This is a genomic window from Nocardioides sp. AE5, assembly GCF_031844485.1.
Lineage (GTDB): Bacteria > Actinomycetota > Actinomycetes > Propionibacteriales > Nocardioidaceae > Nocardioides.
In genome coordinates this window covers 90611-116570 of record NZ_JAUZVI010000006.1, presented here as the reverse complement: position 1 = coordinate 116570, position 25960 = coordinate 90611, and the positions used below count along the sequence as shown (strand labels likewise).

25 protein-coding genes and 2 tRNA genes are annotated in these 25960 nt (G+C 68.2%); 17 read left to right on the top strand and 10 right to left on the bottom strand.

Annotation, left to right across the window (positions count from 1 at the left end):
- Window positions 1-11: 11 nt before the first annotated feature.
- From sigM to trxA, 4 genes are all read left to right on the top strand, one after another.
- The gene (sigM, locus tag Q9R27_RS10740; protein ID WP_311252375.1) at window positions 12-701 is read left to right on the top strand and encodes an RNA polymerase sigma factor SigM; all 690 of its coding nucleotides are present in this window, start codon (window positions 12-14) and stop codon (window positions 699-701) included.
- A gap of 72 nt (window positions 702-773) precedes the next feature.
- Window positions 774-1523 carry a hypothetical protein gene (locus Q9R27_RS10735; protein WP_311252374.1) on the top strand — a complete coding sequence of 250 codons (750 nt, stop codon included), beginning with the start codon at window positions 774-776 and terminating at the stop codon, window positions 1521-1523.
- 68 nt (window positions 1524-1591) lie between these two features.
- The gene (trxB, locus tag Q9R27_RS10730) at window positions 1592-2596 is read left to right on the top strand and encodes a thioredoxin-disulfide reductase (protein WP_311252373.1); all 1005 of its coding nucleotides are present in this window, start codon (window positions 1592-1594) and stop codon (window positions 2594-2596) included.
- A 153-nt stretch (window positions 2597-2749) separates the two neighbouring features.
- Window positions 2750-3073, top strand: a complete 324-nt coding sequence (gene trxA / locus Q9R27_RS10725) for a thioredoxin (protein WP_311252372.1) — start codon at window positions 2750-2752, stop codon at window positions 3071-3073.
- 21 nt (window positions 3074-3094) lie between these two features.
- On the opposite strand, the gene Q9R27_RS10720 is transcribed toward trxA, so the two are convergent.
- A complete protein-coding gene (locus Q9R27_RS10720) occupies window positions 3095-3739 on the bottom strand; it encodes a GNAT family N-acetyltransferase (protein ID WP_311252371.1) in 645 nt (214 codons plus the stop codon).
- 74 nt (window positions 3740-3813) lie between these two features.
- Between Q9R27_RS10720 and Q9R27_RS10715 the strand changes: the two genes are divergently transcribed.
- Window positions 3814-4620 carry a lysophospholipid acyltransferase family protein gene (locus tag Q9R27_RS10715; protein ID WP_311252370.1) on the top strand — a complete coding sequence of 269 codons (807 nt, stop codon included), beginning with the start codon at window positions 3814-3816 and terminating at the stop codon, window positions 4618-4620.
- Between the two features lie 561 nt (window positions 4621-5181).
- Here Q9R27_RS10715 and Q9R27_RS10710 read toward each other — a convergent pair.
- The 8 genes from Q9R27_RS10710 to rpmH form a co-directional block, all read right to left on the bottom strand.
- A complete protein-coding gene (locus tag Q9R27_RS10710; protein WP_397219670.1) occupies window positions 5182-6258 on the bottom strand; it encodes a ParB/RepB/Spo0J family partition protein in 1077 nt (358 codons plus the stop codon).
- A complete protein-coding gene (locus Q9R27_RS10705; RefSeq protein WP_311252368.1) occupies window positions 6255-7046 on the bottom strand; it encodes a ParA family protein in 792 nt (263 codons plus the stop codon). The genes Q9R27_RS10710 and Q9R27_RS10705 overlap by 4 nt, the downstream gene beginning before the upstream one ends.
- A 290-nt stretch (window positions 7047-7336) precedes the next feature.
- Window positions 7337-8038 carry a 16S rRNA (guanine(527)-N(7))-methyltransferase RsmG gene (rsmG, locus tag Q9R27_RS10700; protein ID WP_311252367.1) on the bottom strand — a complete coding sequence of 234 codons (702 nt, stop codon included), beginning with the start codon at window positions 8036-8038 and terminating at the stop codon, window positions 7337-7339.
- Between the two features lie 62 nt (window positions 8039-8100).
- Window positions 8101-8604 (bottom strand): R3H domain-containing nucleic acid-binding protein, encoded by a 504-nt coding sequence (locus Q9R27_RS10695; RefSeq protein ID WP_311252366.1) that lies wholly within the window; start codon window positions 8602-8604, stop codon window positions 8101-8103.
- 24 nt (window positions 8605-8628) lie between these two features.
- The gene (yidC, locus tag Q9R27_RS10690; protein WP_311252365.1) at window positions 8629-9606 is read right to left on the bottom strand and encodes a membrane protein insertase YidC; all 978 of its coding nucleotides are present in this window, start codon (window positions 9604-9606) and stop codon (window positions 8629-8631) included.
- Window positions 9607-9867: a membrane protein insertion efficiency factor YidD gene (gene yidD, locus Q9R27_RS10685; RefSeq protein WP_311252364.1), complete on the bottom strand. Its 261-nt coding sequence runs from the start codon at window positions 9865-9867 to the stop codon at window positions 9607-9609.
- Window positions 9868-10218 carry a ribonuclease P protein component gene (gene rnpA, locus Q9R27_RS10680; RefSeq protein WP_311252363.1) on the bottom strand — a complete coding sequence of 117 codons (351 nt, stop codon included), beginning with the start codon at window positions 10216-10218 and terminating at the stop codon, window positions 9868-9870. It lies immediately after the preceding gene.
- 25 nt (window positions 10219-10243) lie between these two features.
- Complete coding sequence (gene rpmH, locus Q9R27_RS10675) at window positions 10244-10381, bottom strand: 50S ribosomal protein L34 (protein WP_311252362.1); 138 nt, start codon at window positions 10379-10381, stop codon at window positions 10244-10246.
- Window positions 10382-10895: 514 nt separating this feature from the next.
- Here rpmH and dnaA point away from each other — a divergent pair.
- From dnaA to Q9R27_RS10650, 5 genes are all read left to right on the top strand, one after another.
- The gene (dnaA, locus tag Q9R27_RS10670; protein ID WP_397219669.1) at window positions 10896-12401 is read left to right on the top strand and encodes a chromosomal replication initiator protein DnaA; all 1506 of its coding nucleotides are present in this window, start codon (window positions 10896-10898) and stop codon (window positions 12399-12401) included.
- Window positions 12402-12895: 494 nt separating this feature from the next.
- Window positions 12896-14029: a DNA polymerase III subunit beta gene (gene dnaN, locus Q9R27_RS10665; RefSeq protein WP_311252361.1), complete on the top strand. Its 1134-nt coding sequence runs from the start codon at window positions 12896-12898 to the stop codon at window positions 14027-14029.
- 32 nt (window positions 14030-14061) lie between these two features.
- Window positions 14062-14976: a phosphogluconate dehydrogenase (NAD(+)-dependent, decarboxylating) gene (gnd, locus tag Q9R27_RS10660; protein WP_311252360.1), complete on the top strand. Its 915-nt coding sequence runs from the start codon at window positions 14062-14064 to the stop codon at window positions 14974-14976.
- A gap of 10 nt (window positions 14977-14986) precedes the next feature.
- Window positions 14987-16144 (top strand): DNA replication/repair protein RecF, encoded by a 1158-nt coding sequence (recF, locus tag Q9R27_RS10655; RefSeq protein ID WP_311252359.1) that lies wholly within the window; start codon window positions 14987-14989, stop codon window positions 16142-16144.
- Window positions 16137-16763 carry a DciA family protein gene (locus tag Q9R27_RS10650; RefSeq protein WP_311252358.1) on the top strand — a complete coding sequence of 209 codons (627 nt, stop codon included), beginning with the start codon at window positions 16137-16139 and terminating at the stop codon, window positions 16761-16763. The genes recF and Q9R27_RS10650 overlap by 8 nt, the downstream gene beginning before the upstream one ends.
- A 132-nt stretch (window positions 16764-16895) precedes the next feature.
- Here the strand turns inward: Q9R27_RS10650 and Q9R27_RS10645 are convergent, their stop codons facing one another.
- On the bottom strand, window positions 16896-18683 hold the full coding sequence (locus Q9R27_RS10645; RefSeq protein ID WP_311252357.1) for an ABC transporter ATP-binding protein: 1788 nt from the start codon (window positions 18681-18683) through the stop codon (window positions 16896-16898).
- 110 nt (window positions 18684-18793) lie between these two features.
- Between Q9R27_RS10645 and Q9R27_RS10640 the strand changes: the two genes are divergently transcribed.
- The 7 genes from Q9R27_RS10640 to Q9R27_RS10610 all read left to right on the top strand — a co-directional run bounded on the left by Q9R27_RS10640 (window position 18794) and on the right by Q9R27_RS10610 (window position 25953).
- Window positions 18794-19366 (top strand): TetR/AcrR family transcriptional regulator, encoded by a 573-nt coding sequence (locus Q9R27_RS10640; RefSeq protein ID WP_311252356.1) that lies wholly within the window; start codon window positions 18794-18796, stop codon window positions 19364-19366.
- A gap of 461 nt (window positions 19367-19827) precedes the next feature.
- Window positions 19828-21900 (top strand): DNA topoisomerase (ATP-hydrolyzing) subunit B, encoded by a 2073-nt coding sequence (gene gyrB, locus Q9R27_RS10635; protein WP_311252475.1) that lies wholly within the window; start codon window positions 19828-19830, stop codon window positions 21898-21900.
- 54 nt (window positions 21901-21954) lie between these two features.
- Window positions 21955-24723: a DNA gyrase subunit A gene (gene gyrA, locus Q9R27_RS10630; protein ID WP_311252355.1), complete on the top strand. Its 2769-nt coding sequence runs from the start codon at window positions 21955-21957 to the stop codon at window positions 24721-24723.
- Between the two features lie 323 nt (window positions 24724-25046).
- Complete coding sequence (locus tag Q9R27_RS10625) at window positions 25047-25520, top strand: DUF3566 domain-containing protein (RefSeq protein WP_311252354.1); 474 nt, start codon at window positions 25047-25049, stop codon at window positions 25518-25520.
- 97 nt (window positions 25521-25617) lie between these two features.
- A tRNA-Ile gene (locus Q9R27_RS10620) sits at window positions 25618-25691 on the top strand.
- Between the two features lie 42 nt (window positions 25692-25733).
- On the top strand, window positions 25734-25850 hold the full coding sequence (locus tag Q9R27_RS10615) for a DLW-39 family protein (protein WP_311252353.1): 117 nt from the start codon (window positions 25734-25736) through the stop codon (window positions 25848-25850).
- A gap of 30 nt (window positions 25851-25880) precedes the next feature.
- Window positions 25881-25953, top strand: a tRNA-Ala gene (locus Q9R27_RS10610).
- Window positions 25954-25960: the final 7 nt, after the last annotated feature.

The following is a 25960-nucleotide window of genomic DNA, read 5'->3' as shown; positions in this document are numbered from 1 at the left end:
GGGGTCCATGGGTGCAGGAGCACTCAGGACTCCGCAGCGACGACGAACTCCTCGCCGCCCACGTCGCCGGTGACACCGAGGCGTTCGGGGAACTCTTCGCCCGGCACCGGGATCGGCTGTGGGCCGTGGCGCTGCGCACGATGGGCAACCCGGAGGACGCAGCCGACGGGCTGCAGGACGCGATGATCGCGGCCTTCCGGCGGGCGGGTTCGTTCCGTGGCGAATCGGCGGTGACGACCTGGCTGCACCGGGTGGTGGTCAACGCCTGCCTGGACCGGATCCGCGCCGCGAAGAGCCGCGCCGCCGACGCTCTGCCCGACGACCTCGACGACCGCGCGGACCGCGGCTCGCTCTCCACCTCCGAGGTGGGGCCCGGCCCCGAGGAGTCCGCGGAGGCCCACGACGTACGCCGGCGGGTGGTGCAGGCGCTGGAGTCGCTGCCGGCGGACCAGCGCGCGGCACTCGTGCTGGTGGACATGGAGGGCTATCCGGTGGCCGAGGCCGCGGAGATCCTCGGCTGTGCCGTCGGCACCGTGAAGTCGCGGTGTGCCCGCGGACGGGCCCGGCTGGCGCCACTGCTCGGCGTACTCCGGGCTCCGGAGGAGACCCCGCCCACACCGCGGAACCAGGTGGCCGCGCCGCGCGTCCCATCCAGTGACCCGGACCGGGGTCCACCCTCCCCGTCCGCTCCGACCCCATGACCGCCGGCACCCACGACCCGGGTCCCGGTCACTGCCCCGCAACCGCCCACGCCACGAGAGGAGGTGCCTCGCATGGAGGACGATTCCGGCCTGAGTGATGCCCAGGACGCGCAGGTACGTCGTCTCCTGGCCCAGGCGCGTCACGACGAGCCGATGCCCCCCGAGGTCGCGGCACGGATGGATGAGGTGCTGGCCGGGCTGGTCGCCGAACGCGCTGGGGCATCCCCGACAGCACCGTCGGGCGCGCCCGTTCCGGACTCCACGGGGCCGGGTGCCGCGCTGCCGGACGACGTGGTGCCGCTGCACCGGCGGCGCTGGCCGCGCTATCTCCTGGCCGCGGCGGCAGTCGCTGCGATCGGCTTCGGCACCTTTGCCGTGGTCAACGACTCCTCCGACGAGACCTCCGGTTCGTACGCCGGCAGGGCAGCGTCCGAGCATGACGAGAACGAATCCGGGGCGAGCCAGGCGCCCACCCAGGCACCCGAGGACCACGCCCCGGACGGCGCCCAGGAGGAGCCGCCCATGCAGGCCGCTCCGCCGCCGGTGCTGACCGACCTCGACGCCACCTCCCTCGCTGCGCTGGAGACCCGGGTGCGTGACCGGGGGCAAGGCCTGGTCAGTGGCGACGAGGCGGAACGGGTCGGTTGCGGTCCCGGGTCGATCCCGGACGACGCCCGTCTGGTCTTCGCCGAGCACGAGGACTCCCCCGTCCTGGTCGTCTACACCCCGCAGGGTGAGCAGACGCTCGCGGAGGTCTTCGAGTGTGGCTTCGCCGCGGCCGAGGGGCCCGTCGCCTCGGTCGTGCTGGAGGGCGGGGAATGACCCCCCACTAGGATCGGTTGCACACGACGTACGAACCGTTCCCACCTGGCCAGGGAGGCCCCCGCACCATGAGCTCCGACGTCCGCAACGTGATCATCATCGGCTCCGGCCCCTCGGGCTACACCGCTGCGGTGTACGCCGCTCGCGCGAGCCTGGAGCCGCTGGTCTTCGAGGGTTCCGTGACCGCTGGTGGTGCGCTGATGAACACCACCGAGGTGGAGAACTTCCCCGGCTTCCGTGACGGCATCATGGGTCCGGCGCTGATGGATGAGATGCGCGCCCAGGCGGAGCGGTTCGGCGCCGAGCTGGTCGCCGACGACGTGGTCGAGGTGGACCTCGCTGCCTCCCCGAAGGTGGTGCGGACCGCCGACGGCGAGTTCTTCGCGCGATCGGTGATCCTGGCCACCGGCTCGGGTTACCGCAAGCTCGGCCTGCCCAACGAGGAGGAGCTCTCCGGGCGCGGTGTCTCCTGGTGTGCCACGTGCGACGGCTTCTTCTTCCGGGATCAGAGCATTGCCGTTGTCGGCGGTGGCGACTCCGCCGTGGAGGAGGCGCTCTTCCTGACCCGCTTCGGCTCCAAGGTCACCCTGATCCACCGCCGCGACGAACTGCGCGCCTCGAAGATCATGGCCGAGCGGGCGCTGGCCGACCCCAAGCTGGAGATCGCCTGGAACAGCGAGGTCGCCTCGATCAACGGCACCGACTCGCTGGAGTCACTGACCCTGCGCGACACGGTGACCGGCGCGGAGCGGGAACTGGCCGCCACCGGCCTCTTCATCGCAGTGGGCCACGACCCACGCTCGGAATTGCTCGGTGGCCAGGTCGACCTCGACGAGAACGGCTATGTCCTGGTCGAGCACCCGTCGACCCGGACCAGCGTCGAGGGTGTCTTCGCGGCCGGTGACCTGGTTGACCACCACTATCGACAGGCCATCACCGCCGCCGGCACGGGCTGCGCGGCGGCCCTCGACGCGGAGCGCTACATCGCCGCACTCGACCATGCGGCCGCCCAGGGTGCCGCGGCAGCAGCCGCTGCCACGGTGACCGAGGTCGCCCAGGCCGCCGGCGCCTGACCGCCGAGGCGGCACGAGTCGACGCCACTCGGTCCGATCGGGCAGAGTGATCACCGGGTCTCGGGAATGTCCGTCGACCAGGTCGTGTTCAATCTGACGAGAACCTCCAGAAGCCAACCGCACCCGGCGACCCCGGGCCAGAAAGGGACAACCGTGGGCAACATTGCAGCCGTCACCGACGCCGAGTTCGAGGCATCCGTCCTCAAGGCCGACAAGCCGGTCCTCGTGGACTTCTGGGCCGAGTGGTGTGGTCCGTGCCGCCAGGTCGCGCCGATCCTCGACGAGATCGCGACCGAGCACGGCGACAAGCTCGGCTTCTTCAAGCTGAACGTCGACGAGAACCCGCAGACCCCGGCCAGCTACCGGGTGACCGGGATCCCGACGATCAACGTCTACTCCGGTGGCGAGGTCGTGAAGTCGATCGTCGGCGCGAAGCCGAAGGCAGCGCTCCTCAAGGAGCTCGCCGAGTTCATCTGATCCAGGAAACGCCGACCCGGTTCAGGGTCCATTGCGCGCCGGGGGCCTCATGGCCTCCGGCGCGACGTGTTTCGGGCGCACCGCTCCGAGCAACTTGTCGAGGGCCTGCTCGAACTCGTCGCGCCAGGTGAGCGCCGAGCGCAACTCCATCCTCATCCGCGGCATGGACGGATGCGCCCGTTGGGTGCGGAATCCGACGGCTGAGAGGAAGCCGGCCGGCGCGACGCAGTGCCCACTCCTCCCCCGGACATCCCCGAAGGCCTCGACGGCCACCCCGCCGTGGCGACGTACCAGGTCGCGCGCCATGCCCTGGATCAGCAGGCGGCCAAGCCCGCCGCCACGCGCCGTGGGATCGACGTACGCCGTGGTCATCAGCACCGTGTCCGGCGCCGGGGGCGACGTCGGGAACTGGTCGGCGCCCGGGACGAAGCGCGGCGGCGCATAGAGCACGTAGCCGCGGGGTTGGTCGTCAACGGTCACGAGTTGCCCGCATGATCCCCACTCCCGCAGCACTTCGCTGACCCAGTCCTCCTTGGCCGCGCGGGAGGCGTCCTCGTCGAGGCTGTTGCGGCGCACCGGATCGGATTGCCAGAAGAGGCACGACCGGCAGGTGCCGGGCAGCGCATCCAGGTTGTCCAGCGTGATGCGCACTGTCTTGCGGGACATTCCGGGCCGCCGCCTTCCCTGGTCGTGTCCCACCGGGACGGACCCTGGCCGTGTGCGGTGGGCGTTCATCGTCCATGCTAGGACTCCACGGCCATCTTGAGGAGACGACGTTGCTCGACATCACTTATCCGCCGATCATCATGAGCGCCAAGGTCGCCTTCAAGGCCCTGGGCCTGAGGTTCCAGTTGTCCGGCACGGAACACGTCCCACGCAAGGGCGGAGTCCTCCTCGCCTGCAACCACATCGGGTACGCCGATTTCATCTTCGGCGGACTGGCTGCGCATCCTTCGCGCCGACTCGTCCGGTTCATGGCCAAGCGCGAAATCTTCGACACACCGGGTGCTGGCCAGTTGATGCGGTCGATGCATCACATCCAGGTCGATCGGGCCGATGGGCTGGAGTCGTTCGAGACTGCGGTCCGCTACCTCCGCCAGGGCGAGGCGGTCGGGATCTTCCCCGAGGCGACGATCTCCCGCGCCTTCGAGTTGAAGGAGTTCAAGACCGGAGCCGTCAGGATCGCGGCCGAGGCGGGGGTGCCGGTGCTTCCGGTGATCATGTGGGGCACTCACCGGATCATCACCAAGGACCACCCGCGCGACTTCTCCCGCGGCAAGACGATTGCCCTCTCCGTCGGCGAGGCGATGACACCGACGGGCGAGGACCCCGTCGCCGAGACCGCAGAGTTGAAGGATCGGATGGCGGCCCTCCTCGACGAGACCATCCGCAACTATCCGAGTGGGGAGCAGCCACCGGGCTCCTGGTGGCTGCCGGCCGCGTACGGCGGTTCGGCGCCGACACTCACGGAGGCTGCGGAACTGGATGCCGCCGAGAAGAGGGAGCGGGCTGCGCGTCGGGCGGCCAAGCGATCACAGGAGAAGTGATCTGGTTTCACGTGAAACCATCTTGAGCACCTGGTCGCTCCGGCTGTCGTGCTCGTAGCCCGTTCATCGGGTCACCACCTCTGATCGTTGCAATCTGTGGCAAACCGGACTGCCGAACTGAGCCGAGTTGGCAATCGTCGACGTCGGCGGAGGCTTCCGAACTCGCCTCAGAATCGCTCTCCCAGAACTGCAAACCTATATAGCGCTATAGCGTTTTATCGACATATAGTGCTATCAGCCCTACTCGCGAACGACGGTGGCAGGTGGCCTCGCAGTGGGGCGTGCACCCGGATCGCATACCCGGCCCCGTCACCGGGTCACACGGCCGGTGCACTAGTGGGAGTCGCGGGAACGTGTCGCGCTTCGGGGTACCCAGCCAGTGCGCACCGCGGTTACGCAGCCGGCACACGCTTGGAACCTAGCGAGGATGCTGCCCGCAGCCCGGCTCGAGCAGATCGCGCATATGCACCCAAACGGCCCCGGGATTGGCCGTTCAAGGGCTGGTCGGGTGCATATGCACCGCTTCGGTCCCAGATCCCAGCCGCAGGTGGCTACGTGGGATCAGATGGGGCGGTCGTTGCGGTTGCGCGGATCCATGATGTCGACGATCCGCCGCAGATCCTCCATCGAGGCGAACTCGACGGTGATCTTCCCCTTCGACTTGCCCAGGTCCACCTTCACCCTGGTCTCGAGCCGGTCGGAGAGGCGGTCTGCGAGGTCGCCCAGCCCCGGTGCGGAGATGCGGCGGCGCTGGCTGCGCGGCTTGGATCCGTGGTCACCGACCGCGACGATCTCCTCCAGGCCACGCACGGAGATGCCCTCCGAAACGACGCGCTGGGCCAGGCGGTCCTGGACCTCGGCGTCCTCGACGGCAAGCAGGGAGCGCGCGTGGCCGGCCGAGAGCACGCCCGCAGCCACCCGGCGCTGCACGGCCGGGGAGAGCTTCAGGAGGCGCAGTGTGTTCGAGATCTGGGGGCGCGAGCGGCCAATCCGCTGGGCGAGTTCCTCGTGGGTGCAGCCGAAGTCCTCGAGCATCTGCGAGTACGCCGCAGCTTCTTCCAGCGGGTTCAGCTGAGAGCGGTGCAGGTTCTCCAGGAGCGCGTCCCGGAGCATGTCATCGTCGTCGGTCTGGCGCACGATGGCCGGAATCAACTCGAGACCGGCCTCCTGGGAGGCACGCCAACGCCGCTCACCCATGATCAGCTCGTAGGCGGCCTCTCCGGCGACGTCGTCGACGCGGCGGACGACCACCGGCTGGAGCAGACCGATCTCACGGATCGAGTGCACCAGCTCGGCCATGGCCTCCTCTTCGAAGACCTGGCGGGGCTGTCGCGCGTTGGGAGTGATGCTGGCAGGGGTGAGTTCCGCGAAGTAGGCGCCCGCCACCAGTGCTGGTTCGTTGCCGGATGCCCCGGGGGCAGCACGATCTGCGCTTGGCTGCGGTGCAGCCTGTCCGCTGTGGGTCGACCCACCTGCGCCCGTTTCACGTGAAACCGTTTCACGTGAAACGTCGGCGCCGTCAGCACCGCGACCAGCATCGAGGTCCGCGGTGGGCGTCGGTGCCGGAGCCGGCTCCGTCGGGATGAGGGCTCCCAGGCCGCGTCCGAGACCCCGACGCTGCTGCTTGCGCTGGCTCACTGATTGGCTCCCTTGCTGATGATCTCCCGAGCGGCTTCCAGATAGCTCAACGCACCTGGCGACACTGGATCGTAGGCGATCACGGTCTGCCCATAGGAGGGCGCCTCCGAGACGCGCACCGAGCGGGGGATGGCCGTCTTCAGGACGGTGTCACCAAAGTGCTCCCGGACCTCCTCGGCCACACCGGCCGCCAGGCGGGTCCGGGCGTCGTACATCGTGATCAGGATGGTCGAGACCGAGAGCCTGTTGTTCAGGTGCTTCTTCACCATGTCGACCGTCTCGAGGAGCTGTCCCAGTCCCTCCAGGGCGTAGTACTCCGCCTGGATCGGAATCAGCATCTCGTCGCCCGCGACCAGGGCGTTGAGGGTGAGCAGGCCGAGCGAGGGCGGGCAGTCGATCAGCACGTAGTCGAAGCGCTCCTCGCCCACCTCGGCCAGGGTGCCGACCAGCGGGTGCGCCTGGATGGCCTTGTGCAGCCGGCTCTCACGCGCCACAACGGAGACGAGTTCGATCTCGGCGCCTGCCAGGTCGATCGTTGCCGGGACGACCCAGAGATTCGCCAGGTCCTCCGACTTGGTGGCGACCTCGTCCAACGCGGCACCGTCGACCAGGATGTCGTACGTCGAGGGGACGCCACGTCGATGCTCGACCGAGAGTGCCGTGGATGCGTTCCCCTGCGGATCGAGGTCAATGACCAGGACGCGCTGGCCCAACTGCCCCAGGGCCGCAGCCAGATTCACCGTCGACGTCGTCTTGCCGACGCCACCCTTCTGGTTCGCAACCACCATCACCCGGGTGCGTGCGGGTCGGTGCAGCCCATGGACATCCAAGGCTTGCGACCGTGCTCGCACCGAGTGCTCCACAGCTCGAGCAAGTGGGGTGGTGTCGTCAGGGAAACTGCTGGACTGCTCAGCCAGATCAGCCGCGGTCCGGACCACGAATCCTGCCTCGCCTGACGACGTTTCACGTGAAACCACGGATTGCCTCTTCCTGTGGACAAACTGCCCGAGCCTGTGGATAGCCACGCTCAGGGAGCGGGTTTCCATCGGTGGATAACTCTTGGAACCAATTGCACTTACTACTCTGTGCGACGCTTGCGGGCTGCTTTCCCGCGGCCCTTGCGCCGGGCCTTGGTGCGGCCCCCGGAAGCAGAACCGGCTGCGGACCCCAAAACTACCCGGCTCGGGTCACGCCATGCCACCCGGAGGGCGAGCGGCTGTGGATCCAGGAACCCAGCTCCGAGCTCGATCACCTCCGGGTCTGCACATCCGAGGGCGCGGAGTTCGTCGCGCGTCTCCTCGATCTCCTCGACGACCGACCTCCCCTTGAGGGCGACCAGGGCACCGGTCGGAGCGACCAGGGGCATCGACCAGGCGGCAAGCCTGCCCAGTGGTGCCACCGCGCGCGACGTCACCACATCAAAGGTCCGCCGGCCAGCGAACTCCTCCGCCCGCCCGCGCAACACCTCGACATTGTCCAGGCCCAGTTCCTCGACGACCTCGCTGAGGTACGTCGTACGGCGGAGCAGCGGCTCAAGGAGGGTGAGCTCCAGGTCGGGCCGCGCAATCGCCAGGACGATGCCAGGCAACCCGGCACCACTCCCGACGTCGCAGACACTCGCCCCGTGGGGGAGCGGCTCCTGGAGGACGGCGCAATTGAGCAGGTGGCGCTCCCAGAGTCGCGGAACCTCGCGCGGGCCGATCAGCCCGCGGATCACCCCGTCACTTGCCAGCGAACTGGCGTACGCCTCGATCAGGGGGAGACGGTCAACGGAGAACACCCTCCGCGCCACATCCGGAGTCTCCGGGGGCAGGGAGGGTGTTTCACGTGAAACCATGTGGGTCAGCCAGGCAGTACGACGACGTACCGGCGCGGCTCCGAACCCTCGGACTCCGAGACGCAACCAGCTGCAGCCACCGCGTCGTGGACGACCTTCCGCTGGAACGGGGACATCGGGTCCAGGGAGACCGGTGCACCCGTCTCCTTGACCTTGGCCACGGTCTCCTTGGCCAGTTCGACCAGGGCGCGCTTCTGGTCGGCGCGGAAACCCGAGATGTCCAGCATCAGGCGGGACCGCTCACCGGTCTCGCGATAGACAGCCAGGCGGGTCAGCTCCTGGAGGGCGTCGAGCACCTCCCCGTCCTTGCCGACGAGTTGCTTCAGCTCAGCACCGACGATGGAGACTGCGGCACGGTCGCCGTCGACGTCCATGTCGAGGTCGCCGTCGAGATCGGCGATGTCGAGCAACTCCTCGAGGTAGTCAGCAGCGATGTCGCCCTCACGCTCGAGTCGCTCTACCTTCGAGCCGCGGGCTGGCGCGGCGGCTTCCTGCTGGGTGTCAGTCACGTGGGACTCCTTGTGTTCGATGGGTCAGGAACGCTTCTTCGGCGGGTTCTTCTTGTTCCCACCGGAGCGCTGGCTTCGGGACTGCTTCTTGGGCTGCACGCGCGTCGGCTTCTCGGGCTCCGTCGAGGTCGCCTCCGCCTCCTCCGCAGTCGTGGACGGGAGGATGCCCTTGCGGCGCGCCTTCGCCTCATCGCGCTCCTGCTTCGCCTTCGCCGCAGGAGTGCCTGGGACGGGGTTGTTGCGGATCACGTAGAACTGCTGGCCCATCGTCCACAGGTTCGAGACAGTCCAGTAGATGAGCACACCGATCGGGAACGCGACACCACCGACAGCAAAGACCACCGGGAGCACATAGAGCAGGAGCTTCTGCTGCTGCGCATACTGCCCGGTCATCGCCGAGGGGGGCATGTTCTTCGTCATCAGCTGGCGCTGGGTGAAGAAGGTGGTGACCAGCATGGCCACCACGAAGCAGAGCGCCATGATCTGCACGCCGCGGTCGCCGTCGGCACCGATGAACGTCTTGGCGATGTTGACTCCGAAGAGCTCCGACTGGGCAAACTGCTCGGCCTGCTCCTTGGTGAGCACACCATGGGCCTTGCCCTTCTTCGCTGCCTGGTCGAGCAGGCGGAAGAGCGCCAGGAAGATCGGCATCTGCAGCAGGATCGGCAGGCAGGAGGCGAACGGGTTCGTCCCCGACTCCTTGTAGAGCGCCATGGTCTCCTGGGCCAGGCGCTCGCGGTCATGGCCGTACTTCTTCTGCAGTTCCTTGACCTTGGGCTGCAGCAACTGCATGTTGCGCGACGACTTGATCTGCTTGACGAAGAGCGGGATCAGCAGGGCACGGATGACGACCGTCAGTCCGACGATGGAGAGTGCCCAGGACGCGCCGGAGGCCGGGTCCAGGAACGTGCTGAAGAGCTTGTGCCACCCGACCAGCACGACCGAGATCGCGTAGTAGAGCGGCTGCATGATGAAGCTGCCAATGGCACCGAAGAAGGACACTCAGGCTCCTTGTGAAGGGGAGGTTCGTGCAGGAAGTTTCTTGGTCGTGCGCGGCGGGACCGGATCAACGCCTCCCGCTGCCCAGGGGTGACACCGGACGATCCGCCGTACGGCGAGCCAACTGCCCTTGATGCTGCCGTGGACGGTGACCGCCTCGAGCGCGTACGCCGAGCAGGTGGGGTAGTAGCGACAGACCTGGCCGTAGAGCGGGCTGATCAGCGCGCGGTATGCCTTCAGCAGGCCGATCAGCACGAATTTCACTCAGGCCACCCGCTCCAGGCAGCGGTCCAGGTCGGCACCGAGTTCGCCGTACGTCGCGGCGGATGCGGCCGGCAGCGCACGGACCACGAGCAGGCCCGATCCCGGGAGTGACGCGAGCCGCTCCCGGACCAGGTGTCGCAGACGGCGCTTCACCCGATTGCGCGTGACCGCATTGCCCACTGCCTTGCTCACCACGAATCCGGCGCGGAGCGGCCCCGAGGCCTGTTCGCCCGCGTCCCCTGCAGGGACCCACAGGTGCACGACGACCGACCTGGAACCAGCGCGGCGCCCCTTGCGGGACGCTGCACGGAAGTCCTGGCCGGTCGTGAGTCGGTGCTCCCGGGACAGCAAGGCCGCGCGGATTCAGCGGCTCGCGTCAGACAGCGAGCTTGCTGCGACCCTTGCGGCGACGGGCGGAGAGGATGGCGCGGCCAGCGCGGGTGCGCATCCGCAGGCGGAAGCCGTGCACCTTGTGGCGACGGCGGTTGTTCGGCTGGTACGTACGCTTGCTCACGGAAAACTCCCCTGAAGCTTCTGTCTTGGCGATTGAACTGGGTCTGTCGGGCCCGATGCCCAACGTGACGGGCAGCAACTTCGGCTGGCACCGCCCAGCCACGCGCGAGCCAGGATGAAGCGGCTGAGCGTGGACATGCGGCACCGGTCGACACCGGGGTGACCAAGACACGGTACGCGAGCGGGAATCGGGGGGTCAAACCCTCGAGGCCACAACCTGTGGATGACGGGTTGATCTGAGTCCGTTCCGCGGGTTAGGTTCGGGCCTGTTGGCTGCCTTCCGGGGCCTGATCATGCACAGTTTTCACCACAGGGTGACGCAGGTCATAGAGAACAGAAAAAGACTCCTGACCTGCGGGAACAGCATGAGCATGGACCTGGTGGACGTGCGCACCAGACGCTTCTCCACAAGATTCTCCCGATCTTCACAACCTGTGGACAATCATGTGGACAACTTTTTGGGTGTGACCAGGCACCCTTCGACCGGCAGTGGAAAGAATGGGACAGGAGCACAGGTGGCACAGCACGAGGACGCAGCCAGTTCGACAGCCGGCGAGGGCAGTTCATCCACCCGCAGCCTGAGCGACGTCTGGCACGGCCTCGTCGAGGACCTGCAGCCGAACCAGAGGGCCTGGCTCGAGACCAGCCAGCCGGTGACCCTCCACGAGAACACCGCGATCATCGCCGTCCCCAACGAGTTCACCCGTTCCCAACTCGAGGGCCGCCTGCGCACCCGCCTGGAGGACTCGCTGACCGAGGCGCTGGACCAGCAGGTCCGGATCGCCGTGACGGTCGACCCACAACTTGCCGAGCCGACCCTGCCCGAGCCCAGCGCCGACCAGGCTCCGGGCCTCACCGCAGCACCCCGCCTGGAGACCGATCCGTCCATCACCCTCCAGTCCGAGCCAGACGCCGTGACACAAAACGATGAATCAATTGATCGTTTTGTCGATTTGTCGACAAAACCACAAGCGCCGGCGGTGGAGACGCGACTCAACCCCAAGTACACGTTCGAGACGTTCGTCATCGGCTCATCCAACCGCTTCCCGCATGCCGCAGCAGTCGCCGTCTCCGAAGCGCCGGGCAAGGCCTACAACCCGCTGCTGATCTATGGGGACTCCGGACTCGGCAAGACCCACCTGCTGCACGCCATCGGCCACTACGTCCGATCGCTCTATCGCGGCGCGCAGGTGCGCTACGTCTCCTCGGAAGAGTTCACCAACGAGTTCATCAACGCGGTGAAGGAAGGCCGCAACGAAGTCTTCCAGCGCCGCTATCGCGACATCGACGTACTCCTCATCGACGACATCCAGTTCCTCGAGGGCAAGACGCAGACGCAGGAGGAGTTCTTCCACACCTTTAACGCGCTGCACAACGCCAACAAGCAGATCGTGCTCACCTCCGACCGCGCACCCAAGCGCCTGGAGGCACTCGAGGACCGGTTGCGCAGCCGCTTCGAGTGGGGCCTGATCACCGACGTACAACCGCCGGACCTCGAGACCCGGATCGCGATCCTGCGCAAGAAGGCGGCAATCGAGCGGATGACCGCTCCGCCGGAGGTGCTCGAGTTCATCGCCTCGAAGATCCAGACCAACATCCGCGAACTCGAGGGTGCCCTGATCCGGGTCACCGCCTTCGCCAGCCTCAACCGCCAGGAAGTCGACATCACCCTGGCCGAGATCGTGCTGAAGGACCTGATCCCCGAGGGCGGCGAGCCGGAGATCACCGCGGCCGCGATCATCGCCCAGACCGCGGCGTACTTCGGGGTCTCCATCGAGGACCTCACCGGGCCGAGCCGCGGACGCCACCTGGTCAACGGTCGCCAGATCGCGATGTACCTGTGCCGCGAGCTGACCGACCTCTCCCTGCCAAAGATCGGCGCCCAGTTCGGCAATCGCGACCACACCACGGTGATGTACGCCAACCGCAAGATGACCCAGCTGCTCGCCGAGCGCCGCGCCGTCTTCAACCAGGTCACCGAGCTGACGAACCGGATCAAGATGCAAGCAAGGCAGGGCTGAGCCCCACAACGCTCAACCAGTTCAGAGGCAGCTGAGGGACAGCATCCGCGCTGTGGAGAAGCACCGCCCCACCCCGCGAATCACAAATGAGTGACTTGTGGAAACCCGTGCACGACCACGGGGACGACCGGGCGCCGTACACATGGGCCCCACGCCATCCACCGAGCTGTGCACACCCCCTGTGCACAGAAATCGTGGCGCTGAGCAGCGACGATGCGACTTCTCCACAGAGTGCACAGAACCTATGACTACGACGAGACCTTTCCATGCATCGATTGCCCGTCAACCCTCACCTGGGCCACGGGCTGGGGAGAACCACGAAAACTGCCACGACCTCACCGCGCTCTCGGTCGGCCATGAACCACACAAAGTTGTGATCCCGGTCCCCCGGCGTTGAACAGTTCGTGGCAGGATGCACAGTCCAAGACTTGTGACTTCGCGCCGATGCACGGCTGCGAGGTTGACCCGACCCCGAACCGGAGGCAGGAAGAAACGTGAAGTTCTCCGTCGAGCGCAGCGCTCTCGCCGATGCCGTTGCCTGGGCTGCGCGCAGCCTTCCGGTGCGTCCGAGCGTCCCGGTCCTGGCCGGCCTGCTGATCGAGGCCACCAGTGACGGCCTGACCCTGTCCACCTTCGACTACGAGACGTCGGCGCGTGCCACGCTCAAGGCCGAGGTGCAGGAGGACGGCAAGGCACTGGTCAGCGGTCGCCTCCTGGCCGACATCTGCCGCAGCCTGCCGAACAAGCCGGTCGAGATGACCATCGACGGCAACCGGGTCCAGTTGACCTGTGGCTCGGCGCGGTTCAGCCTGCAGACGATGCCCGACGACGAATACCCGACGCTGCCGGAGATGCCCAGCGCCACCGGTGTCGTGCCCAGCCAGGCCTTCGCCCACGCGGTCACCCAGGCCGTCACCGCCGCCGGCCGTGATGACATGCTGCCGGTGCTCACCGGCGTACGGGTCGAGATCGAGGGCGCCACGATCAGCCTGCTGGCCACTGACCGCTTCCGCCTCTCGCACCGCGAGCTCGAATGGAACCCGCGTACGCCGGACGAGTCGGTCGCTGCCCTGGTCCCGGCCAAGGTGCTCGCCGACACCGCCAAGTCGCTCACCTCGGGCGGCGAAGTCACCATCGCGCTCTCCGCGAGCGGTTCGGGTGACGGCATCATCGGTTTCGAGGGCGTCGGGGAGGGCGGCGTACGTCGCACCACCACCCGCCTGCTCGACGGCGAGTTCCCGAAGGTCCGCAGCCTCTTCCCCAACGAGCACCTGACCACCGCCACGGTGGACCGCGAGGAACTGGTCGAGGCCGTCAAGCGCGTCGCCCTGGTCGCCGAGCGCAACACCGCCGTCCAGCTCGCCTTCTCCGACGGCGTACTCACCCTGGACGCCGGCACCAACGACGAGGCCCAGGCCAGCGAGTCGATCGTCGCCAACATCGAGGGCGACCACCTGACCACCGGCTTCAACCCGCAGTTCCTGCTCGACGGACTCGGCGCCATCGACTCCAAGACCGTCGAACTGGCCTTCACCCAGGCCTCGAAGCCGGTCGTGATGCGCGGAGTCGACGAGGATGGGCAGGGCGGCGGCTTCCGCTACCTGCTGATGCCGCGCCGCCTGCTCTGAGCGGTCCCACCCCAGCCCCCGGAGGAGAACGGATGCACCTCGGACTCGTCGGCCTCGGCAAGATGGGTGGCAACATGCGCGAGCGGTTGCGCCGCGCAGGCCACACGGTCACCGGGTTCGACCACAACGCCGAGGTCTCCGACGTCGCCTCCCTCACCGAACTGGTCGACGCACTCCCCTCCCCCAAGGTCGTCTGGGTGATGGTGCCGGCCGGCGAACCGACCCGCTCCACCGTGGCCAGCCTGGCCGAACTGCTCACCGCGGGCGACGTGGTCGTCGACGGCGGCAACTCGCGCTGGACCGACGACCTGGCCCACGCCGAACTGCTCGCCGCCCGCGACATCGGGTACGTCGACTGTGGCGTCTCCGGTGGTGTCTGGGGCCTGGAGAACGGCTACGCGCTGATGTACGGCGGATCCGCCGAGGACGTCGCCAAGGTGCAACCAGCCTTCGACGCGCTCAAGCCTCCGCCGTCCGAGGCCGGTGACTTCGGCTCGGTCCACGCAGGCAAGGTCGGCGCCGGCCACTTCTCGAAGATGGTCCACAACGGCATCGAATACGCGATCATGCAGGCGTACGCCGAGGGGTGGGAACTGCTGGAGAAAGCCGACCTGGTCGACAACGTGACCGAGGTCTTCCGCTCCTGGCGCGAGGGCACCGTGATCCGCTCCTGGCTGCTGGACCTGCTGGTGGCCGCCCTGGACGAGACACCGGACCTGGCCGGGATCGCCGGCTATGCCGAGGACTCCGGCGAGGGCCGCTGGACCGTGGAGGCCGGCATCGAGCATGCCGTCGCCACCCCGGCGATCACCGCAGCGCTCTATGCCCGGTTCGTCTCCCGCCAGGACGACGCCCCGGCGATGAAGGCCATCGCCGCGATGCGCAACCAGTTCGGCGGACACGCCCTTCGCACCTCGCCCCCGCCCCAGCCGGGCGGGGACGCCTGACGGAGCAGGCGTGCACATCTCGCACCTGTCACTGCACGACTTCCGTTCCTACGCCAGTGTCGACGTACCCATGGAACCGGGCGTCTGCGCCTTCGTCGGCCGCAACGGGCAGGGCAAGACCAACCTGGTCGAGGCCGTCGACTACCTGTCCCGCCTCTCCAGTCACCGGGTCGCCAGCGATGCGCCGCTGATCCGCGCTGGCGCCGACCAGGCGGTGGTCCGGGCCTCGGTGGTCAAGGACGGTCGCAGCGCCATCATCGAGGTCGCGCTCAACCCCGGCCGCGCCAACCGGGCCCGGATCAACCGCTCTCCCCTGCCGCGCACCCGCGACCTGATCGGCCTGGTCCGCACCGTCGTCTTCTCCCCCGAGGACCTCACCCTGGTCAAGGGCGACCCCTCGGACCGGCGGCGCTTCCTGGACGACCTGATGATCCTGCGTACGCCGCGACTGGCCGGCGTACGTGCCGACTATGACCGGGTGCTCAAGCAGCGCAACTCGCTGCTCAAGAGTGCGCAGAAGGACCGGTTCCGGGGCGGGTCGGCGGGCGCCGACACGGTCCAGTCCACGCTGGCGGTCTGGGACGAGCACCTGTCGCGGACCGGTGCCGAACTGATCGTGGAGCGCCACCGCCTGGTCAACGCGCTGCGACCTCACCTGGGTGCGGCGTACGCAACCGTGGCCCGCGGAGCCAGCCGTGACGACGCGGACCTGGAATACAAGCCGTCGCTGGACCTGGCCGAGGTGTTGATGGAGGTCGACCCGGTCCAGGGCGCGATCCTGGCCGAACTCGAGCGGCGCCGGCGCGAGGAGATGGACCGCGGCGTCAGCCTGGTCGGCCCGCACCGCGACGAGTTGCTGCTGACCCTGGGCAGCCCGGAGATGCGGCTTCCGGTCAAGGGGTACGCCTCCCACGGCGAATCGTGGTCGTACGCGCTCGGCCTCAAGCTGGCCTCCTATGAACTGTTGCGCAGCGACGGCGACGAGCCGATCCTGATCCTTGATGACGTCTTCGCCGAACTGGACAGTGAGCGGCGTGCGCAACTGGCCGACCTGGTCGCGGGCGCGGAGCAGGTGCTGGTCACCGCCGCGGTCGCCGAGGACGTGCCCGAGGCGCTGGCCGGCACGTGGTACGACGTGGGTGGGGGCGAGGTGACGCGGCGTGGATGAGGCCTCGGACGAGCCCGGGTACGACGCCGAGACGGGCGACCAGGCCAGCGACGCCGACACGGTGGGCGCCGACGGGGTGGCCCGGGAGGATTCGCACCTGGCGGAGCCTCATCAGGACGCCGGCCTGGACCTGGCCCGCTCGATCGCCAAGTCGATCGCCGCTGCCTCGATGAACGCCCCCCGGCGCAAGAAACGGCCCACCCGGCGCCGTCCGGAGCGCTCGGGAGGTCGACCCAAGGCGTCGGGTGCCTTCCCTGACGAGCGTGATCCGCAGACCCTGGACACCACCCTGTCGCGCCTGGTCTCCGACCACGGGTGGGCCCTGGACCTCAAGGTCCACGGCGTCTTCGGCCGCTGGCCCGCGATCGTCGGCGACGAGGTGGCCCAGCACTGCCGGCCGATCTCGTTCACCGACGGCAGGCTCACCGTGCAGACCGACTCGACCGCCTGGGCCACCCAGTTGCGCCTGCTCGCCCCGACCCTGGTCCGCCGGCTCAACGAGGAACTGGGCCACGGGTCGGTCACCGTGATCGACGTGGAGGGCCCCAACCTGCCGAGCTGGCGCAAGGGCCGGCTCCGCAGTCGCGACGGCCGGGGCCCCCGCGACACCTACGGCTGAGCCGAGCCCGCACCTCCGGCGGGCCTCCCTCGCCCCCGGTCGGTTTCACAGGCGAGCCTGTGAAACTGTCCCATCGACACGAAATATCACGTCGAACGGGCAGGAACGCACGGTCAAGTGCCGACCCGGAGGTCAGATCGCCTCGGCGGTCTGGTCCGCGATCCGCAGGGCGGTGACCAGCTCGCCGTACAGCGCATCGGTCTCCAGCAGCTCGGCATGCGAGCCGATCGCCCGGATCCGGCCGGCCTCGAGCACCACGATCTGGTCGGCGTCCAGCACCGTGGAGAGCCGGTGCGCGATGGTGATCACCGCGCCGCGCTGGGCCTGCTCCCGGATCCCCTCGGCGACCGCGGCCTCGGTGAGGCCGTCGAGCTGCGCGGTGACCTCGTCGAGCAGGAGCAGCTCCGGGCCGGCGACCAGGGCACGCGCCAGGGCGACCCGCTGGCGCTCTCCCCCGGACAGCGTGGTCGGGGCGATCTCGGTGTCCAGCCCCTCGGGCAGGCTCCGCGCCCGGTCGGCCATCCGGACCACCTCCAGCGCCGCCCACACATCGGCGATGTCGGCGTCGGGCGCGGCATAGGTGAGGTTCTCCCGCAGCGTGCCGGGCACCAGCGGGGTGTCCTGCTCCACGTAGGCGATCCGGCTGCGCAGGTCGGTCAGCGACCAGTCGTCGTACCCGATCCCGTCGAGGCGCAGGCTGCCGGAGTCCGGGTCGAGGAACCGCAGCAGCAGCGAGAAGATCGTGGTCTTGCCGGCGCCGGACGGGCCGACGATGGCGGTATGGCCGCGCCGCGGCACGACCAGGTCGATGCCGTCCAGCGCCGGGGTGCTGCCGTCGTAGCTGAACCGGACGCCGCGCAGCTCCAGCCCGGAGCTCTCGTCGTACGCCGTGCGGGCGGCGCTCGGGGCGTCGATCTCCAGCTCCATCGAGGTGACCTCGCGGATCCGGGCGGCCGCGGCCAGCCCCGACTGCAGCGCGGTCAGGCTCATGGTCAGCATCATCACCGGCCAGGTCATCCCGAAGAGATAGAGCAGGAACGCGATCAGCGCGCTCACCTCGAGCAGGCCCGCGGAGACCCGATAGGCGCCGAAGCCGAGCACCAGCAGTACGGCAAGGTTGATCCCGGCCCCGGTGATGGTCCAGGCGACTGCCTCCAGCCGGACCGCGCGGATCGCCTTGGTGGCCGAGCGCCGGGCGTGGTCGCCGATCCGGATCGTCTCGCGCTCCTCGGCGCGGCTGGCCTTGACGGTACGCCGTGCCCGCAGGACGCCTTCGAGTCGGCCGCCCATCTCGCCGACCTCGGCCTGGGCCTCCTGCTGGGCCTTGGCCAGGGCCGGCATCAGCGCGACCGCGGCGATGCTGACCACCACGACGACGGTCAGGGTCATCAGCAGCAGGGGCACGTCCAGGACCGCCATCAGCACCAGGCTGCCGACCAGACTGATCGCGCCGTTGACGCCGTACACCACGCTGGTGGTCGCCGCCTCGCGGATCAGCAGGGTGTCGGAGGTGACCCGGGCGACCATCTCGCCGCCGGAGCGGTTGTCGAGCTCGCGGACCCGGACCCGGAGCAGGTGGCCGACCATGCCGGTGCGGGTGGCCAGGATGATCCGCTCGGCCAGCGTGCCGAGCAGGATGGTCTGCACCAGGCCGATGAAGGTGCCCGCCACGAGCAGCACGGCCAGGATCGTCACCGGACCGCGCAGGGAGGCGTCCAGGGCGAGGCCGTCGAGGACCTGCTTGGTGACCATCGGGGTGGCGAGCTCGGTGGCGGTGCCGACCAGGCCGAGCAGGATGCCCACGCCCAGGATCCGCCGGTGCGGCCGGATGTAGGCCCAGAGCAGCCGCAGCTTCGCCGACTGGCTGAGCTCCGGGGTGGCGCCCGGGTCGGGGCGGGTGACGGGGACGGCGTACGACATGGTGGGCTCCCAGGGAGAAGTGAAACGTCCAACTCCGATGATGGGACGTCTATGTCCCAAAATCAAGTGGATATATCCCGCCATGGGGCAGATTGGTATCGTCAGCGGCCATGAGCACGCCCCAGGCCGACTCCGGCGTACGACATCGCACCCGGCGAGCGATCCTCGACGCGGCGCTGGCCGTCTGGGCCCGCGACTGGAACGCCTCGCTCGGCGACATCGCCGACCAGGCCGCGGTCAGCCGGAGCACGCTGCACCGCTACTTCCCGGACCGGCAGGCACTGGTCGAGGCCACCAAGGAGCGGGCCCTGGAGGCGTTCGAGGAGGCCGGATGCGACGCGACCTCCGGCAGCGGCACCGCCCGCGAGGAGCTCGACGCGCTGCTGCGCAACGCGGTCGCCGCCGGCGACGCGGTGATCTACCTCTACTCGGATCCGCACCGCTTCGGCGACGAGTGGGCCGCCGAGGACCCGGGCAGCGACCACACCGAGATGCGCGAGCTGGTGGTCCGGGCGCAGGCCGAGGGGGCGATCGCCGCCGATGTCGACCCGGACTGGGTGATCAGCGTCTTCTATTCGCTGGTCTATGTCGGGGCCGAGAGCATCAACGCGGGCACGCTCCCCCGGCACCGGGCCGGAGAGATCTCCTCGCGGACCTTCTTCGGCGGCGTCGCTCCGGGCTGAGGCTTTGCCGCGGGGTCGGTTTCACAGGCGAGCCTGTGAAACTGCCCCATCGACACGAAGTATCACGTCGATCGGGCAGGAACGGACGGTCAGCGGGCGCCGAAATGCCGATCTGGCGGCCCAAGAGCCATACCGGGACATGTCTGACCCCCTGTTCGGCGCTCGGAAGTGGCTTCTTGGGCCTCTGGAGGCCACTTTTCTCGATTGATCCCCCCAATCCGCCTGTGGACAACGTGGTTTGGGCCCTTCTGACGGGTAACATGGGTTCTTGGGTCGCACGCTCGTCGCACCACCAGAGCCGCGGCCCGCTCCATGTCGTCAACGACGGCGACCTGGGGGTTGACGAGACGTTCCTGTGAAGAACAGAAGAGGTAGGCGTGCCGGACAACGACGAGGTCATCGAGACAGGTGGGGCTTCCGCCCCTGAGGAGTCCACGGCCCACCAGGTCTCCCACGACTCGGTGAACACGGCACCCGACGAGGGGACGACGTACGACGCCTCGGCGATCACCGTCCTCGAGGGTCTGGAGGCCGTGCGCAAGCGGCCGGGCATGTACATCGGCTCCACCGGTGAGCGCGGCCTGCACCACCTGATCTGGGAGATCGTCGACAACTCCGTCGACGAGGCGCTGGCCGGCTATTGCACCCGGATCGTGCTGACCCTGCAGGCCGACGGCGGCATCCGGGTCGACGACAACGGACGTGGCATCCCGACCGACACCGCGCCGGGCCAGGAACTGCCCGCGGCGACCATGGCCCTGACCATGTTGCACGCCGGCGGCAAGTTCGGCGGTGGCGGCTACAAGGTCTCCGGTGGTCTGCACGGCGTCGGCGTCTCGGTGGTCAACGCGCTCTCCACCCGCCTGGTGCTGCATGTGAAGAACCGGGGCCGGCTGTGGGAGCAGACCTTCCAGCTCGGCGTACCGGATGCGGACCTGCACGAGGTGCGCGAGCTCGAGCCCGACGAGGGCACCGGTACGTCGGTCACCTACTACCCCTCGCCCGACATCTTCGAGACCGTCGAGCACTCGCTGGAGACGATCACCAACCGGATCCGCGAGATGGCCTTCCTCAACAAGGGCCTGGAGATGGTGATCCGCGACGAGCGCCCCTCCGCCGCCGAGATCGTCGAGGCGGTCACCGACCCGACCGTCGACAACGGCATCGACCAGGACGCCCACGACGCGATCAAGCCCGGCGAGGAAGGTGGCTCCGAGCAGGTCTTCAAGTACGACCGCGGCCTGGTCGACTACGTCGAGCACCTGAACCGCCGCAAGGACAAGGCCAACCCGACCGTCATCTCCTTCGAGGCCGACAGCGAGGCCAACGGCAACGGCAACGGCACCCACATGTCGCTGGAGTTGGCGATGCAGTGGAACACCTCCTACACCGAGTCGGTGCACACCTTCGCCAACAACATCAACACCCACGAGGGCGGCACCCACGAGGAAGGCTTCCGGGCGTCACTGACCGGCCTGGTCAACCACTGGGGCGAGGAGTGGGGCCTGATCAAGAAGAAGGAGGACAGGGTCTCCGGTGACGACATCCGTGAGGGCCTGACTGCGATCATCTCGATCAAGCTCGGCGAGCCCCAGTTCGAGGGCCAGACCAAGACCAAGCTCGGCAATACCGAGGCCAAGGGCTTCGTGCAGCGCACCGTCAACGAGGAACTCGGCGCCTGGCTGGAGCAGAACCCCAATGAGGGCAAGGACATCGTCCGCAAGGCGCAGGCCGCGGCGTCCGCCCGGATCGCGGCCCGCAAGGCGCGCGACCTGGCCCGCGGCCGCAAGGGCCTGCTCGGCGGCGGTGGCCTGCCCGGCAAGCTGGCCGACTGCCAGTCGACCAACCCGGCCGAGTGCGAGGTCTTCATCGTCGAGGGTGACTCTGCGGGTGGTTCGGCCAAGCAGGGCCGTGACCCGCGGATCCAGGCGATCCTGCCGATCCGCGGCAAGATCCTCAACGTGGAGAAGGCCCGCATCGACAAGGTGCTGGCCAACCAGGAGGTCCAGGCGATCATCTCCGCGTTGGGCACCGGCATCCTCCAGGAGGAGTTCAACCTGGAGAAGCTCCGCTACCACAAGATCGTGCTGATGGCCGACGCCGACGTCGACGGCCACCACATCAACACGCTGCTGCTGACACTGCTCTTCCGGTTCATGCGGCCGCTGATCGAGCAGGGCTATGTCTACATGGCCCAGCCGCCGCTCTACCGGTTGCGCTGGAACAAGCCGGCCGAGCACGAGTTCGTCTATTCCGACGCAGAGCGCGACGCGCTGATGGCGGCCGGGCTCGAGGCAGGCAAGAAGCTGCCCAAGGAGAACCCGGTGCAGCGCTACAAGGGCCTCGGCGAGATGAACGCCGACGAGTTGTGGGAGACCACGATGGACCCGGATCAGCGGCTGATGCTGCAGGTGACCCTCGACGATGCCGCGCAGGCGGACGAGATCTTCTCGATCCTGATGGGTGAGGACGTCGAGCAGCGAAGGTCGTTCATCCAGCGCAACGCCAAGGACGTCCGATTCCTCGATATCTAGGTGTCTAAGACATTCCCTAGATTCGAGTAGAAGCGACCAGAGAGACGAAGTGACATGACTGAGACCCCCACGATCCGCGGCGGCGGGGACGACGGCGGCCGGATCCAGCCGGTCGAGCTGCAGACCTCCATGCAGCGCTCCTACATCGACTACGCGATGGCGGTCATCGTCGGCCGCGCGCTGCCCGACGTACGCGATGGACTCAAGCCGGTGCACCGCCGGGTGCTCTACGCGATGTACGACGGGGGCTACCGGCCCGACCGCGGGTTCTCCAAGTGCTCGCGCGTCGTCGGCGACGTGATGGGTCAGTACCACCCCCACGGCGACACCGCGATCTATGACACCTTGGTCCGTCTCGCCCAGCCGTGGGTGATGCGCGCGCCGCTGATCCTCGGCCAGGGCAACTTCGGCTCCCCGGGCAACGACCCGGCCGCCGCGATGCGTTACACCGAGTGCAAGATGGCGCCGCTGGCCATGGAGATGGTCCGCGACATCGACGAGGAGACCGTCGACTTCCAGCCGAACTACGACGGTCGCTCGCAGGAGCCGACCATCCTGCCCAGCCGCTTCCCGAACCTGCTGGTCAACGGCTCGGCCGGCATCGCGGTCGGGATGGCCACCAACATCCCGCCGCACAACCTGATCGAGGTCGCCGACGGCGCCAAGTGGGCGCTCGAGCACCCGGATGCCACCCGCGAGGAACTCCAGGACGCGCTGGTCGAGCGGATCAAGGGGCCTGACTTCCCCAACGGTGCCCTGATCGTCGGCACCCAGGGCATCGAGCAGGCCCAGCGCACCGGTCGCGGGTCGATCACCCAGCGCGCAGTGATCGAGATCGATGAGGACAACAAGGGTCGCACCGTCCTGATCATCAAGGAACTGCCCTACATGGTGAACCCGGACAACCTGGCGTTGAAGATCGCCGAGTTGGCCGACTCGGGCAAGGTGCAGGGCATCTCCGACGTGCGCGACGACACCTCCTCGCGCACCGGGCAGTCGCTGGTCGTGGTGCTGCGCCGTGACGCGGTGGCCCGGGTGGTGCTCAACAACCTGCTCAAGCACACCGAGCTGCAGAGCAACTTCAGCGCCAACATGCTGGCGCTGGTCGACGGCGTACCGCGGACCCTGACGGTGGACCAGTTCATCAGCAACTGGGTGGACCACCAGATCGAAGTCATCCAGCGGCGGACCCGCTACCGGCTGCGTGAGGCCGAGGAGCGCGCCCACATCTACCGCGGCCTGGTCAAGGCGCTGGACGCCCTGGACGAGGTCATCGCCCTGATCCGGCGCTCGCCCGACGTGGACGAGGCGCGGGTCGGCCTGATGAACCTGCTCGAGATCGACGAGCTGCAGGCCCAGGCCATCCTCGACATGCAGCTGCGTCGCCTGGCCGCCCTGGAGCGGCAGAAGATCATGGACCGCCTGGCCGAGCTCGAGTCGATCATTGCCGACCTCAAGGACATCCTCGCCAACGAGGCACGCCAGCGCGCGATCATCATCGAGGAGCTCGACGAGATCGTCGAGAAGTACGGCACCCCCCGCCGTTCCCAGATCATCGCCGCGGCCGGTGACCTCTCCATGGAGGACCTGATCCCCGACGAGGACCTGGTCGTCTCGATCACCCGCGGTGGCTACGCCAAGCGGACCCGCGCCGACCAGTACCGGACCCAGAAGCGTGGCGGCAAGGGCGTACGCGGCGCCACCCTGCGCGGCGACGACGTGGTGGACCACTTCATCTCCACCACCAACCACCACTGGTTGCTCTTCTTCACCACCGCCGGTCGGGTCTATCGGACCAAGGCCTACAACCTGCCGGAGGCATCGCGTGACGCCAAGGGCGGGCACGTGGCCGGGTTGCTCAGCTTCCAGCCGGACGAGTCGATCGCCCAGGTGCTGGCGATCCGCGACTACGAGCAGGCGCCCTACCTGGTGCTCGCGACCCGCAACGGGCTGGTCAAGAAGACCCGGCTGGGTGACTACAACAGCCCGCGCCAGGCCGGCGTCATCGCGATCAACTTCCGCGAGGAGGACGACGAGCTGATCGGCGCCGAGCTGGTCAACAGCGAGGACCACATCCTGCTGGTCTCCCGCAACGGCCAGGCGATCCGCTTCCCCGCCGACGACTCGCAGTTGCGGCCGATGGGCCGGGCGACCTCCGGGGTGACCGGGATGAAGTTCTCCGGTGACGACTCGGTGCTCTCGATGTCGGTAATCCGCGCCGCCCAGGTGGACGCGGAGTCCGAGGCCGGGATGGACGCCGAGGGTGACGACGCGGCCGAGGCCGTGGCCGCCGCCGAGGCCGAAGCAGCGGCTCCGGGGCAGTACTTCGGGGTCCACCCGCAGTACGTCTTCACGATGACCGGCGCCGGTTATGCCAAGCGGACCCGGATCACCGAATATCGCCTCCAGTCGCGCGGCGGCAAGGGCATCAAGGCGATGCAGTTGACCAACGCCGAGCGCGGTGGACTGGTCGGTGCCTTCATCGTGGAGGAGGGCGACGAGATCCTGTCGATCACCGCCACCGGCCAGGTGGTCCGCAGCCCGATCGACGAAAACTTCCGCTCCACGGGCCGTTCCACCCAGGGCGTGAAGTTCGTCAGCCCGAAGAAGGGCGACTCGGTGATCGTCGTGGCTCGCTCCGTGGAGTCGCGCCAGGACGAGGAGGAAGCCGAGGAGACCGAGGCAACCGACGGAGCCACAGGTGCCGACGGGTCGGCGAGTGCTGGCGGGGATGCAACAATCGACGCACCCACCGGGGAGGCCAGCAGCGATGATGTCGCCGGTGACGCAACTCCGGCCGACGACCAGGACGGTGACGCCTGATGACGCAGACCCCTGATTCACCCCACACTCCGCCCGGCAAGCCCCAGGCCTCCGGGTCGGGTGCGCAGCCTGGGGCGTCGTCGTCCGGATCCGGTACGCCGTCCTCCCCCCAGCAGTCGGGTCAGGGAACGCCGTCCGCGAGCGGATCGGGTGGTCCCGCTGGCACGTCCGGTGGTGGGCGTCGGGTGGCCCAGTCCCCGGCACAACCCCCTGCCCAGTCGCCGGCCACTCCCCCGAGCCGACCTGCGGCACAGGGCACTGCGCAGCCTGCGGGCCAGCAGCGGTCCTCGAGCGAGCAGCAGCCGTCGGGCCTGGGTGAGCGGTTGAGCACTGCGATCTCGAACGCCAAGGACGAGCATCGCGCCAACGCCGCTCCGGAGTCGCGCAAGGCCGCTGACCGGGCCGCGAAGGCGACGGGTCGCCAGCCGCGTCGGGCACGCCTGCGGTTGACCAGGGTGGATCCGTGGTCGGTGATGAAGGCAGCGTTCCTGTTGTCGGTCGCCTTCGGCATCGTCACCGTGGTTGCGGTGACCATCGTGTGGAGCGTGCTCGGCACGGCTGGCGTGTGGGACTCGGTGAACCAGATGGTCCACGACGTCATCGGCGGTGATGAGACCTCCGACTTCGACATCGAGAACTATCTCGGCATGTCGCGGGTGCTCGGCTTCACGATGCTGGTCGCGGTGCTCGACGTCGTACTGCTGACGGCGATGGCGACGCTCGGCGCGTTCCTCTACAACATGGCTGCGGCCCTGCTCGGTGGCGTGGAGTTGACGCTCGCCGAGGACGAGAACTGACCCGACGTACGCCGTGGGGCGGGGTGGGCGGACCCGTTTTGGAGCGGATTCGTCCGGTGGGGTAATCTTCCTCGTCGGTCCACCTCGCTGGTGGCACGGGCCTATAGCTCAGACGGTTAGAGCGCTTCCCTGATAAGGAAGAGGTCACAGGTTCAAGTCCTGTTAGGCCCACAGATTGATCCAGTCCGGCACGCCAGCCCTTGGAGGAACCCCGTGAAGAAGATCATCCTGGTCCTGCTGGCGGTCGCCGCCGGCGTCATCGCCAAGAAGAAGATGGACGAGTCGAAGCACGAGCAGGCCCTCTGGGCCGCCGCGACCGACAAGGTCTGATCCACCCCTGCTCCGGTCTCCGGAGCATCCGGGGCCTTGGCGCAATTGGTAGCGCACCTGCTTTGCAAGCAGGGGGTTAGGGGTTCGAGTCCCCTAGGCTCCACGTTGAA

Coding starts and splice junctions, on each gene's coding strand:
- gyrA (WP_311252355.1), top strand. CDS start 21,955: ATGACTGAGACCCCCACGATCCGCGGCGGCGGGGACGACGGCGGCCGG.
- Q9R27_RS10645 (WP_311252357.1), bottom strand. CDS start 18,683: ATGTCGTACGCCGTCCCCGTCACCCGCCCCGACCCGGGCGCCACCCCG.
- trxB (WP_311252373.1), top strand. CDS start 1,592: ATGAGCTCCGACGTCCGCAACGTGATCATCATCGGCTCCGGCCCCTCG.
- Q9R27_RS10735 (WP_311252374.1), top strand. CDS start 774: ATGGAGGACGATTCCGGCCTGAGTGATGCCCAGGACGCGCAGGTACGT.
- Q9R27_RS10640 (WP_311252356.1), top strand. CDS start 18,794: ATGAGCACGCCCCAGGCCGACTCCGGCGTACGACATCGCACCCGGCGA.
- Q9R27_RS10715 (WP_311252370.1), top strand. CDS start 3,814: ATGCTAGGACTCCACGGCCATCTTGAGGAGACGACGTTGCTCGACATC.
- gnd (WP_311252360.1), top strand. CDS start 14,062: ATGCACCTCGGACTCGTCGGCCTCGGCAAGATGGGTGGCAACATGCGC.
- Q9R27_RS10705 (WP_311252368.1), bottom strand. CDS start 7,046: ATGGTGGTTGCGAACCAGAAGGGTGGCGTCGGCAAGACGACGTCGACG.
- Q9R27_RS10720 (WP_311252371.1), bottom strand. CDS start 3,739: ATGTCCCGCAAGACAGTGCGCATCACGCTGGACAACCTGGATGCGCTG.